Here is a 13,263-nt window from a genome sequence, read left to right as displayed (position 1 = left end):
TTTTAGCGTTAGAATTTATTTGTTCAGGATAGAATATCTTTTATAAAAACTAAGAAATCGTATAGCAAAAATATACAAGAACAGAAACAAAATTGGCAATACAAATTTCATTTTTCCTTTTATAGATTTTGTTTCCTCAATATTAGTCGTGACAGAACATTCTTTTATAATTTTATCCGATTTACTAATCTGAAGTTTTAATTCTCCATTTTCTTTTATGAGTCCATCTTTGGTTTTGATAATATCGTTTAATTGTACATTTTCACTGTAATAAACGAGTTTATCATTTCTTAAGGAACTTGGTGATTCATTATTAGAAAACTTACTTAAAATACCATCTATCTGTAAAAGTATTTCTTCATTAGCTTTTACTTTTTGTTTCATATTGTTTAATGAAATCTTTTGAATTTCAACATAATATGAATCGGTGTTAAGATAATTCAATAAAGCTTTTACCGTATTGCTGTTTTTTAAAATTCCTGTTGTCGAAAAACTTATAATATAAAAAGGATAGTTTTTGCTTGTAGTTTTTTCTGTAATTATCGATTTCAAATCTCCATTTGGAGTCATTAATTTTAAAACCTCTAAATTCTGTTCATTATTATTAACAAACTTAAATACATCAACAATTGGTTCTATTTCAATTTTAGTTATTTTTGGAATTTCAGATATTCCGATTTTTTTTAAAAATACCTCATCTTTTGAGACAATCTTAGACTGAAGCAAATCAATTTTAGCATATAAATAATCGACACTGCCAAAATTTGGTGTTACAATTATTTGATTATCAAAAGTTTTCTGCGTTTTATCTAAAACCATTCCCAGACCAAACCCAGCCACAATTAAAATTAAAACTATAATCCAATTTCGAACAAAAAACTGAATTCCATTAAAAATAGAAATTTTAAGAGATTCAAAAAAATTGCCTATTTTTTTTGAAATCTTGGCCAAATCAATCTCTTGATCTTCTGAATTGTGGGGTACTTTTGTACTCATTTACACTGGTTCTTTTATATTGAAAATCTGTTCAAGAATTTTTATTGTAATCAAATAAGTTGGTTTTACTCCTGTTGTTCCTAATCCTCCAGAAGCTAACGTACTTCCTGTTTCTAATGGATTGTCTGAAGCATAATAAGCATAACGAACTTTAATATCATGCGGCACGCTTTTTCTAATTTTAGATGCCGACTGAATCGCTTTTTGGTAATAAGATCCTTCCATTTCAAGACCAATTACACCCCATGTTGATTCGTGGAAAAATTTCAGTAAATCTCTATTTTGTAACGATGTTCCAAGAACGGTAACCATCGCGCCTTCATAAATATCAATGTCATTTCCTTCAAACATTGCACCTGTAAGTTCATTTTCGAAGAAATAATTATCTGCAGTTCCCTCGTTAATATGTGCCGTAGGGATCATGATATCTCCTTTTCCACCTTCTAGAATTCCAGCTTTACCCATAATAGAAACCGATTTTACATTTAGTAAAGTCTCTTTCTTAAATGGTTTCAAAAGTTCATCGATAGTTTCATAAGCTTGTTCTCCAAAAGCATAATCCATTACAATGATAACTGGTTTTTCTTCGTTGATATTAGCATAAGAAAATGCGGTTTTCGACCAGTCAATTTTCGCCGTATCAAAAATCTGAACGTCGATATTCGTTCCAGAAGTATCTGGAAGCGAAATCATTCCGTTTTTAAGAGCCAGTTCTTCAACTTGCCCTCTAATTTCTTTTGATCCTGAACTGCTTAATTCTTCGTAAATAAAGAAATCTGTTTTTCCTTTAAATTTTGTTTTTAATAACGGCGTTGCAAAAATCGAATTCATGACACTGTGCATATTCGCACTAATTACGTGAATTGGTCTTTTCAGCAAATCGTTTGCTTTAAGAACTTCTTTGATATTTGTTGCCCAGATTTCTCCGTGAATATGGTGCCCTAAACGCTCGCGTAAAACCGGACTAAAAGTAATTGTACGTTTATTATTCTCAACAATTTCTTCGATTGCTAATTTTCCTAACCAATAAATAACGTGCAAGAAACGATCTGGTGCATTTTCAGAACCAAAAGCATCGTAAATATCTAAAACTTCTTCGAAAGTTCTTGCTAAAATATTAGCCACGTGCGAAATAGCTTTTTCTTTTTCAACTTGAGAAAGCTTTTTGGTCTGCATAACTGCTTGTTCCAATTTCTGCCAATCGCGAGAAACTTCTCCTCCGTCATCAATTAAAACTCTGTTTTTAATTTTATGAGATTCAATAAAAATGAAAGTTAAATGCGTTAGAATGTCATAAATATCAGAACGTCCTCGCGTAATTTCTACGTTCATTTGTTCTTCGTCGATTCTGTAGCAGTTTCTTCTTCTTTTTGGAGGAACAATTGCCTGGAAATGCGATTTAGAATATCCTTCGTCAGAAGTTAAATTAATAAAACGGCATTGTTCGATTCCGATTGGTAAACGCTCAATAACGTATAAAAGTCCGTTAAGTTCTACTTTTTCTTCGGCTATATTTCCGTAGATTTCAGGACGTAATGCTAATAATGATTCGCGTAAGCTGTCGCCAGAAACTCCCATTGGTTTGTAAAAACCACGGTTGAATAAATGGCGCATTGTAATGTACATTTTTTCTATAGCCGCAGATGATTCCTGCGCTCTAGATCTTGATATATGTTTGGTTTCTTTCATACTTTTTGATTTTATAAATCTTCTATATAGAAGATATAATATGTACTTTGATTAACGAAAATACTAATTAAATAATAATTTACTCTGAAATCATTATTTCCAAATCAATATCATTAATCTTTAATCTATAATTTTTTCAATTTTTAATAACTTCAGAAATATATCACACTCTTCCTTATTTTTCCCATAAATGTGAATATAAAAAGAATGTTCATGGAGCCATAGTCCTTTATTAATTACTAAACTTCCGTTAGATATCCATTTATTAAATTTATCATTTGAAGAATCATAGATAGTAAAACTTTTAACTAATTCATCAAATCGAGTAAAATCTAATAAATTATAGTATCCAGGATGTTCATATTTTTTATTTTGTTTAACTAAATCAATGAACGCATAATTTTCAATAAACTTTTCAAATGAAGTATATAAAATATTTACAGTTTCGTTATTGTTATTATAGGTGCAAATTTCACCTTTATCACTGATTACAAACCAAAACTGAGCCGTTTGATGATCTCCACAAAAAAAATAATAAGTATTTTCGATTATCAAATATTCGATTTCATTATTATTCTTAATATCAGTTTTAGAAACTAAAAAAGCATTGAAATTTGAAGATTCATCATTTTCAATTTTTAACTCTATTCCCGAGAATTTCAATTGGAATTCTATTATTTTTTCAAACTTGGGAATATTATGTACCTCAAAATATTTTATTAAGTCATCCGCATTTATTACAAATTCTTCATTTCTCTTTAATTTAGAGAAATATCTATCAGCATTATTTGACAACTTCATTTTATAATAATTTCTACTTCAAATTATCCGCAATATCTCTATTATTCGACAATCTCGGAATTTTATTCTGTCCGCCCAATTTTCCCTGTGATTTCATATAATCCTGAAATCCGTTTTTAGAAACTTTAGTAACCACGACTTTTCTTAAAACATTTCCAGTAATCAAATCATCGTAATAAATGTTTTGATTGCGCATTGAATTGTCAATAGTTTCTGCAAAGACCTCTAGATTTTCAGGCTCATTTTCAAATTCTATCAGCCATTCATGGTATGGAAGTCCGGTTGAAGGATTAATCTGCGGAGCTACCGTAAATTCGTTAATTACAATATTCGTTGAGGCAACGGCTTCTTTCATTGCATTTTCTACTTCATTGGCAATCACGTGTTCTCCAAAAGCAGAAATATAATGCTTGATACGTCCAGAAACTATAACACGGTATGGAGATAAAGATGTAAACTGAACAGTATCACCAATATTATAACGCCAAAGCCCAGCATTTGTAGAAATAATCAAAACATAATTTACCCCTATTTCTACTTCTCCAATTGTCAGCACTTTTGGATTTTCTTCAAAAAATTCGTCTGCTTTTATGAACTCGTAGAAAATTCCTGAATTCAACAATAAAAGCATTCCTTTTTCTTTCTGAGAATCCTGATAGGCAAAAAATCCTTCAGAGGCCGGAAATAATTCTATACTATCTACCTTTCTGCCAATCATGTTTTCGAACTTGGCACGATATGGTTCGTAATTAACGCCCCCATAAATAAACAGATTAAAATTTTTAAAAATATCGCCTATTTTCTTCCCGCCGCTTTTTTGCTGCAAACGTTCAAAATACATCTGAACCCAAGACGGAATTCCAGAAATCACCGACATATCTTCTTTAATTGTTTCGTCTACAATTGCATCTACTTTGGTTTCCCAATCTTCAATGCAATTGGTTTCCCAAGATGGCATTCTATTTTTCTGGAGATATTTAGGAACAAAATGCGCTACAATTCCAGAAAGCCTCCCAAATTTGATTCCATATTTTTCAGTCAGAATAGGGCTTCCCTGCAAAAAGATCATTTTTCCGTCAACAAAATCGACATTTCCGGTTTCATGAACATAATGTAAGATGGCATTTCGAGCAGCTTCAATATGATAGGGCATGGATTCTTTCGTCAGCGGAATAAATTTTGCGCCCGAAGTTGTTCCCGAAGTTTTAGCAAAATATATGGGCTTTCCTTTCCATAAAATATCTTCTTCTCCTTTTACAACTTTTTCTATATAAGGTTTTAAATCTTCATAATCTCGTACCGGAACATTTTTCTGAAAATCTTCAATTGTATTTATTTCATCAAAACGATGGTCTTTACCAAAACTTGTTCCTTTTGCCTCTTTTATTAATTTCTTAAAGATTCTCTGTTGGGTTTCGACTGGTTTTTGTGCCCAAGTTTGTGTTTGATGGTATATTTTACTGGCAAATAATTTTGCCGCGATTCCTTTAATTGACATTTGATGTGGTATTATTTTTTGTCACTTTTCTTTTTGTCCTTCGATTTGGTGTTTTGTTCCTTTTCAGTTGCTGCGACTTCTTCTCTTAATTTAATTTCAGCATCAGAAGCTTTCATGTTTAAATCTGATGGATCTACAACTGTTTCTGCTAAAATAGAATCTTTGTTAAATTTTGAATATTCTAATTCTCCTTTTAATACTTTTTGAACTCCTTTAATATAAGCTTCATTTTGTTTTAGAGCTGTTTCTAACGAATCGGATTTGATTGCCAATTTTGTAGCATTTCTTTTTAATTCGGTAGAAGAATATCCTGGAATAAACTCGCGAAGCGGTGTAAAGGCTATTATGAAAGTTGTAATTAGAATTAAAAAAATACCTCCTAAAGTAAATGTCACAAATACATTCATTAAAGTAAGTCTAAAGGAAAATATTTCTTCAAAAGTATCTTCATTCAAAACTACCAGCCGATTTTTGATGAATAATTTTTTCCTCAGATTTTTCTTTTTTTTCTTAGCCATTATACTTCTTTATTCAAGCAAATATAGTAATTAATCATATTGATAATGCCCCGTTAATTTCTCCAAATTTGCTTAATATAGCATTTTATAAAATATTTAACGTGGTATAAGACAAATATTTTAAACCAAAAATACTTTTAGTTCGTATATTTCTATATACCTTTGCGGTGAAAACTTAATAATCAATTTGCTTCGGCATTAAATATACAGTCATGGGAAGATTAGGTCTTACAGAAATCCTTGTTATAGTAGGTATTGTGATATTACTTTTTGGAGGTAAAAAAATTCCAGAATTAATGAAAGGTTTAGGAAGTGGAATTAAGGAATTTAAAAACGCTGCTAAAGACGATCAACCTGCTGCTAAAAAACAAGAGGAAGAAACAAAATAGTAACCTTCAACTTATTAATTAATCCCAGACTATAATTATAGTCTGGGATTTTTTTGTGCTAAAAATCCCAGTAAATACAAAATTTTAGCTTATAAGTGTTTTCTTTAAAAAATAAAAAAAGCAACGTAGTTATACGGTTTTTATTGTTCTTTTAACATAATTTTATCATTTGCATTTTTCTTTTACTTATTTTTATCAAGAATTTGTAACTGATAAGCAGATAATTATGATTAATTCAACACGTAGGAGTTTTATAAAAAACGTTGGCATTGCAGGAGCTGCAACATTATTCAGCAGTTCTCTTATTGCCCAAAATACCTTTACAGACTTTTGGGATTTAAAGCATTCAAATGAGGAAAATATTCTATCAAAGTTTTTAAAATTATCCGCTTCAAGTACTTTTCAACTTGACCATTCTTTGCAGGAATGCTATACTAAAGGTATTATAACTTGGCAAAAAAATGGATATGAAGCAGCTTCAGATGTTTGTTACAGTTCTCAGGATGGTTTTTTAAAAATGTTTCCAATACATCTTTATACCGAAACAACTGGAAAAATAGATGATGTTTTATTGTGTTTTGGAAAAAATGAAAACGGCGAATGGAAACCTGTAAAATCTTTATCAGGTTTTGATTTGGAAGCGATTTCTCATGCAATGGCAGAATTAAAGAAAAATAATCCTAATGTTGATTTATCAAAATATTTATTTCCTGCTCCAACGCAGCAATTAAATCCGTATTCTTTTGATACACAAAAAGGAAGCGTTTCTTTGCAAACTATTTTAGCTTCAGATCAAACTTCAACAAAAATTATCATAAAAGAAGGTAATTCTATTGTTTACCAGAAAGAAGTAATTTCTAAGCATAAGCTTACTGTTAATTCTTTTTTGATTTAAAAAAAATCTTCTTTAACCTATAAATAGTCAAAATTATGGCACAACCTTTTTTAGGAGAAATACGCATCATGTCATTTAACTTTGCTCCAAAAAACTGGGCGATGTGTAATGGACAGCTTTTACCGATAAATCAAAACCAAGCTTTGTTTTCATTATTGGGAACGATGTATGGTGGAGATGGAAGAGTTAATTTTGCTTTACCTAATTTACGCGGCAGGATCCCTATTCATTTTGGAAATGGACATATTATTGGTGAACAAGCTGGCGAATATGCACATACCTTAAATATTTCTGAGCTGCCACAGCATACTCATGCCTTGAAGGTGAAAACAGATGCAGTAAATACAAATATTCCTGCTTCTGCAAATTATTTAGGAAATACAGCTCCAAATTTAGTTTATAGTGGCCAAAGTCAAAATTTTACTGCTATGAACTCTGGATCAATTACAAATGTAGGTGGAAGTCAGGCACATTTAAATATGCAGCCTTTCTTAACGTTGAATTTTTGTATTTCGTTAGTAGGTATTTTTCCAAGTCAAAATTAAAATAATTAGATATGTCACAACCTTACATTGGTGAAATCAGAATGTTTGCGGGAAATTTTGCTCCTAACGGATGGCAATTTTGTGAAGGACAAATTCTCCCTATTTCGGAAAATGAAACGCTATTTCAATTAATTGGTACTACGTATGGAGGTGACGGCCAAAGTACATTTGCACTACCCGATTTAAGAGGCAGAGTTCCTATACATACGGGTAATGCTAATTATGGTACAAACTTTACATTAGCAGAAACAGGTGGTGCTGAAGAAGTGACTCTTACTGTTAATCAAATTCCTGCGCATAGTCATTCATTATTGGCGGCAACAGATTTAGCAGATACTGCAAGCGCTGCAAGCGCTCAATTAAGTACAACTCCGCCGGGAAGTAAAATGTATTCAAGTGCTACTCCTACAACAGCTCTAAATTCAGCTGTAATTACTCCGGTTGGAGGTAGTCAGCCACATACTAATTTTCAGCCGTATTTGTGCATCAATTTTATTATCTCGTTGTTTGGAATATTTCCTAGTCAAACTTAAAAATTTAAAGTTTAATTTTTTTTAATAAACAAAAACGATATATCTATGGATCAATTTGTTGCCGAGATACGCCTGTTCCCATTTAACTTTGCGCCCACAGGTTGGGCTATGTGTAATGGCCAATTATTACCCATATCTCAAAATACAGCACTTTTCTCTTTACTGGGGACAACTTATGGAGGTGATGGAAAAAGTAATTTTGCATTACCCGATTTACAAGGGAGTGTACCAATGCACCCCGGACAAGGTCCGGGTTTATCATTACATAATTTGGGAGAAATTGGTGGATCTGAAACGGTTACTTTACTAGAGTCTGAAATTCCATTGCATACTCATTCATTAATGGCGGCTACTTTAAATTCTCAATCAACTTCTCCCGCTAATAATAGTTTAGGTCGAGGTAATCCTATAAGAGTTTATACTAATGCTGGTACAGATGCTCTTATGGGAGAAAAGACCATTGCTACCAGTGGATCGAGCATCCCTCACAATAATATGATGCCTTATTTGACAATGAATTTTTGTATCGCTCTTCAAGGAATTTTTCCTCAAAGACCCTAATTTTATTAATGATTTGGAATTAGAAATAAAAGATATTGGTTTTCGCAGCATTGAGGAAATGGACATGCCACTTCTTCGTGAAATATATGGCAGTACACGTCAAGAAGAATTAGATAAAGGAACGAATTGGAATGATGAACAAAAAAAGCTTTTTATTGACCAGCAGTTTTATGCTCAACATCAATATTATCAGAAAACTTTTTTAAAAACTAAATACTATATAATTGAAAAAGAGAATATACCAATCGGAAGATTATATATTGATTTTTCTTTTGAAAACGAAGGGATTAAAATTATAGACATTACAATATTACCAGAGTGGCGAAATAAAAGTATTGGCAGCTCTATTTTAAAAGAAATTTTGAAAAAAGCGGCTGATCATAACCGAAGTGTAGAGATACATGTAGAAGTTTTTAACCCTGCGATGGAATTATACAAAAGATTAGGATTTAAAAAAATAAGCGAAACAAATGGAGTTTATCATTTAATGGAATGGACCTCTAAATAATTGAAATATAACGACTAACTATACTCTATGGATATAACTTTACTCTCTGTAAATAACTTTAATTCATTACTTAATACAATTTTTGTCATTAAAATTTCGGAAGAAGTTCAGCTTGACGCGGAATTAATTTCGGCAACAGAATTCAACAGTTATTCTCCCTTAGAAAGAACTCCATTTTCTTTAGTTTTTCGTACTCAACAAAAAGATGAATATTACGAGCAGGGTATTTTTACTGTAATCCACCCTCAAGAAGGCAATTTAGAATTATTTCTGACTCCACTTGGTTTTGATGAAGTGGGAATGAAATATGAAGCAGTATTTTCTTAATCAGGCAATTTAAAGCAAAAAAAATGAAAAATAACAAACTCTTAGTTGTAATCATATTATTAGGATTTCTAAGCTTCGGTATGAAATACAATAGTATTATCAAGAAAAATGTTGTTGCCCCTATAGTTGAAAGTTTAGCAAAAGCTGAAATAACTTTTATTAATCAAAAAGAAGAAAAAAATAAAGGTAAAAAGCCTGAGATTAAGAAAATCCAGAAAACTACCTCTGCAGTTGCTGCAACTGTTACTGTAACAAATGCTGTAGCTGTAAATGGTGGTGGAAATGCACAACCTGGTTCTCAGCTTGATTATACTATTACAATTGCAAACACGGGCGCAGATGATGCATTAGGAACCGCTTTTCAGGATATATTAGATTCAAATTTAACCTTAGTGCCTAATTCTTTTAAAGCCACTCCAATTGGTAATAATGATTCTTATTCTTGTATAGGAAATGTTGGTATTACTGTAAATGCTGCACAAGGAGTTTTAGTAAATGATATAAGTCCAGACGGAACAACTTTAACCGCTGGTGTTTTAACTAATCCGACAAACGGAACTGTTAATCTGGCATCAAATGGCTCTTTTACTTATAATTCTAATGCAGGATATTCTGGAGCGGATAGTTTTACTTACACTGTAACAACTGGAAGCGGAAAAACCTCAACAGCCACAGTAAACATTACTGTTACTACACCTATCATATTTGTTAACGGAGCCGCTGCAACAGCAGGAAACGGTACTTTGGCTACACCTTATAAAGCTTTAAGCAGTATTTCAGGTACAAGCGCAAATCCTATTTTTATATATAGTGGAACAGCTCTTGGAACTTTGAATTTAAATAATGATCAAAAAGTAATTGGCCAAGGTGCGGCGCTAAGTTTAGTTTCTATATTAAGCCTTACAGTGCCAAGTTATAGTAACACACTCCCTTCAACAGCAGGAACAAATCCTATTATTGCAGGGATCAATTTAAAAGCAAATAATGATATTCAGGCTGTAGCAATGACTGGAACCTTGTCTGGGTCTGCTGTTGGTAATTTAAAAATCAAAAATGCTACGATTAGTGTAACAAATGGTCAAGCTGTAAGTATTGGTAATGCAAGTACAGCAAGTACAATAGATTGCGTTTTTCAAAGTATTTCTTGTAATAATGCTGTAAAAGGAATCTCGGTTACAAATGCTGCAGGAAATTTTCAAATAACAGGAACTGGAACTACAGCAGGATCTGGAGGTACTATTTTAAATATTCAAGATAGAGGTGTTGAATTTATTTCATGTGCCAATATCTCACTTAAAAACATGAATTTTACGAATGCAAATAGTTCAACTTCAATCGCAAGTAATCCAGAAGATGATAACAGCAGTTCTTTTGGAGCGATGTTTTTTAAATCTATTTCTGGTGGTGTTACTTTAGATAACATTGCTATTACAGGAACAACTAATTCTATGGGTATTAACCTTAATAATGTTACTAATTTTGCTTTAAGTAATAGTACATTAACTGGTTGCGGAAGTTATAATGGCGGAAATGTAAATGTCGGCGGAATATTTGCTCTTAACTTAAAAGGAACTTGCTCCATAACCAACACAAATGTAAATGACTCTTGGGGACGAGGCTTTTTTGGATTTAATGGACTTCTTTCTCAGAATCCAAATCTTTCATTGGCCGTTACAGGATGTCAATTTAAAAATTCTTTCAATAAATCAAACGGAGATAGTAACTTCATTTTTCAGGCTAAAGGGAGCACCATTAACAATTTAGTTTTTAAGAAAAATGATTTTTCGAATTCTAAAAGTACTGGTTTAGCACTAAACTTTTATGGAACATCTTCAAATACTGTACAAATAGGTGGTAATAATGCTGCTACAGATGCAAATACTATAAATGCAGCAACCTCTAGTCCAGGAAGCAGTGGTTTATCATTACAAGTAAATGAATCTGCAACTGTAAATTATAATATTATAAACAATACTATAAAATCAAGTTATAATGCCCTTTATACATGCAATGTTGGAAATCAAGGATCTGGAACTGTTAAAGGACGAATAAATAATAATATCATTGATGCAGGTGGTGTATCATCTTCTACTACTGCAATTACTGTTTCTGCATACGGAAGTGCCAAACATATTACTGAAATAATTGGTAACACCATTACCAATGCTGGTACTTATGGTATTTCTTCTGAGGCAAATGATAATAATACAGTAAGTACTGCTAGAATCGATGCTACAATTAAAAATAATAACATATCGCTTATTAACGGTGGCTATGCTCATATAGCAATAGTATCTTATGCTGATAATAATTCAAGTAACATGATAAGTGCTGCCAATATAACAGGAAACATAACAAACGCTCCTACTGGATTAATAGCAGGAACATTTGATGTTGTCTCTCAAGGTACAAATTCTCAAGTAATATTGCAGGGTACAGCTGCCTTTGTTCCTGGAACAAATTTTACCAATAATTCTGTGCAGCTAAAAACATTCTGGGACGCAAATAATAGCACTGGGACAGCATTACATGAGCCTCCATATACTGGAAAAATAGTTTCAGGTACAGTTACTGCTCCTGATAATGCTTCAGCTTCAAAAATGGCTCCTACTCAAACCGTTCCTACAGAAGAAACAGCTCCAACAGTAGAAACTGTTGCTGCAAATCTCCAAAACAATAATTCAGTTACTGCAAAAAGTGCATCTGCTGCTGCAACTGCAACAACACTTTCTGCTGGACCATTTACTTTACCAGCAGGAAAATCTACAGTAATTACATTTAGTGCAACAATTAATGCTGCTGCGACATTACCACAAAACACTTGTTCTGTTACAAATCAAGCGACGGTAAGTGGTTCAAATTTTGCAACGGTAAATTCAAATATCACTACCACATCGATCAAACCAGCAAATGCTACAGTTACTACTGATACACAAAATATTACTTGTTTAGGAAGTACTGCAGTTACTTTGAATGCTGTTTGCCCGCTTAATACAACTGCTACTTGGTATACTGCAATGACTGGAGGAACAAGTTTTGCAACTGGAGCTTCCGTTTCAGCAACTCCAACGGCAAATAATACAACTTACTGCGTAGCGTGTGAAACTGCATATTGTGCAAGTGACAGAGTTTTGGTAAAAACGGTTACTGGTACACCTTCCACTGCTTCTCCACCAGAAAATGTAGTCGCGTGCGATACTTACAAATGGAGTGTAAATGGAACAACATATACTAGTTCAGGTACATATACATCGACTGTAGGCTGCGATACTAAAACGTTGAATTTAACCATAACACCTTCTACAACTTCTGCACCAGAAAATGTAGTTGCATGTGATACTTATAAATGGAGTGTTAATGGAGTAACTTATAATAGTTCTGGTACATATACAGCTACTGTTGGCTGTGATACTAAAACATTGAATTTAACCATAACACCTTCTACATCATCTCCTGTGGAAACAATTTCTAGATGTGATTCATATACTTGGCCTGTAAATGGACAAACATACACAGCTTCTGGAACTTATACAGATAAGATAGGTTGTGATACAAAAACTTTAGCATTAACAATAACTAATACAACGAATTCTACACAGACAGAATCTGTTTGTGACAGTTACACTTGGCCAGTAAATGGAGAAACATACACAACTTCTGGAACATACACAAAAACTGTAGGATGCGATACTAAAACTTTAGTATTAACAATAACTAATACTACAAGCTCTACCCAGACAGAATCTGTTTGTGACAGTTACACCTGGCCTGTAAATGGGGTAACATACACAACTTCTGGAACATACACAAAAACTATTGGTTGTGATACTAAAACTTTAGTATTAACAGTAACTTATGCAACAAATTCTACGCAGACAGAATCCGTTTGTGACAGCTACACTTGGCCTGTGAATGGAGAAACTTATACAACTTCTGGAACATACACAAAAACTGTAGGATGCGATACTAAGACTTTAGTATTAACAGTAACTAATACTACAAG

The 13,263-nt window shown here is 32.5% G+C and carries 13 protein-coding genes; 8 read left to right on the top strand and 5 right to left on the bottom strand.

Features of this window, described 5'->3' with window-relative positions; genetic code table 11:
- Positions 1-15: 15 nt before the first annotated feature.
- From ASE40_RS03875 to ASE40_RS03855, 5 genes are all read right to left on the bottom strand, one after another.
- Entirely contained in the window at positions 16-996 is a 981-nt protein-coding gene (locus ASE40_RS03875) for a hypothetical protein (RefSeq protein WP_057115478.1), read from the bottom strand.
- On the bottom strand, positions 997-2,685 hold the full coding sequence (locus tag ASE40_RS03870; RefSeq protein WP_057115477.1) for a DUF6909 family protein: 1,689 nt from the start codon (positions 2,683-2,685) through the stop codon (positions 997-999). It lies immediately after the preceding gene.
- Positions 2,686-2,805: 120 nt separating this feature from the next.
- Complete coding sequence (locus tag ASE40_RS03865; RefSeq protein WP_057115476.1) at positions 2,806-3,486, bottom strand: hypothetical protein; 681 nt, start codon at positions 3,484-3,486, stop codon at positions 2,806-2,808.
- Between the two features lie 13 nt (positions 3,487-3,499).
- A complete protein-coding gene (locus tag ASE40_RS03860) occupies positions 3,500-4,984 on the bottom strand; it encodes a GH3 auxin-responsive promoter family protein (RefSeq protein ID WP_057115475.1) in 1,485 nt (494 codons plus the stop codon).
- An 11-nt stretch (positions 4,985-4,995) separates the two neighbouring features.
- Entirely contained in the window at positions 4,996-5,502 is a 507-nt protein-coding gene (locus tag ASE40_RS03855; RefSeq protein ID WP_057115474.1) for a hypothetical protein, read from the bottom strand.
- Positions 5,503-5,714: 212 nt separating this feature from the next.
- On the opposite strand from ASE40_RS03855, the gene ASE40_RS03850 reads away from it, so the two are divergent.
- The 8 genes from ASE40_RS03850 to ASE40_RS03815 form a co-directional block, all read left to right on the top strand.
- The gene (locus tag ASE40_RS03850; protein ID WP_057115473.1) at positions 5,715-5,891 is read left to right on the top strand and encodes a twin-arginine translocase TatA/TatE family subunit; all 177 of its coding nucleotides are present in this window, start codon (positions 5,715-5,717) and stop codon (positions 5,889-5,891) included.
- Positions 5,892-6,117: 226 nt separating this feature from the next.
- Positions 6,118-6,786: a twin-arginine translocation signal domain-containing protein gene (locus ASE40_RS03845; protein WP_057115472.1), complete on the top strand. Its 669-nt coding sequence runs from the start codon at positions 6,118-6,120 to the stop codon at positions 6,784-6,786.
- A gap of 35 nt (positions 6,787-6,821) precedes the next feature.
- Positions 6,822-7,331, top strand: coding sequence for a phage tail protein (locus ASE40_RS03840; RefSeq protein ID WP_057115471.1), 510 nt, complete (start codon positions 6,822-6,824; stop codon positions 7,329-7,331).
- A gap of 11 nt (positions 7,332-7,342) precedes the next feature.
- A complete protein-coding gene (locus ASE40_RS03835; RefSeq protein WP_057115470.1) occupies positions 7,343-7,864 on the top strand; it encodes a phage tail protein in 522 nt (173 codons plus the stop codon).
- Positions 7,865-7,909: 45 nt separating this feature from the next.
- Positions 7,910-8,425: a phage tail protein gene (locus ASE40_RS03830; RefSeq protein WP_057115469.1), complete on the top strand. Its 516-nt coding sequence runs from the start codon at positions 7,910-7,912 to the stop codon at positions 8,423-8,425.
- A 13-nt stretch (positions 8,426-8,438) separates the two neighbouring features.
- Complete coding sequence (locus ASE40_RS03825) at positions 8,439-8,933, top strand: GNAT family N-acetyltransferase (protein ID WP_198530105.1); 495 nt, start codon at positions 8,439-8,441, stop codon at positions 8,931-8,933.
- Between the two features lie 27 nt (positions 8,934-8,960).
- Positions 8,961-9,260, top strand: a complete 300-nt coding sequence (locus tag ASE40_RS03820; protein ID WP_057115468.1) for a DUF6916 family protein — start codon at positions 8,961-8,963, stop codon at positions 9,258-9,260.
- Positions 9,261-9,283: 23 nt separating this feature from the next.
- The coding region (locus ASE40_RS03815; RefSeq protein WP_241774316.1) for an Ig-like domain-containing protein at positions 9,284-13,263 on the top strand (3,980 nt) is incomplete at its 3' end.

This window comes from Flavobacterium sp. Root935 (assembly GCF_001429295.1).
Taxonomy (GTDB): Bacteria; Bacteroidota; Bacteroidia; order Flavobacteriales; family Flavobacteriaceae; genus Flavobacterium.
Note: the sequence above shows the minus strand (reverse complement) of the source record. Positions and strands in the feature narration are given on the sequence as shown.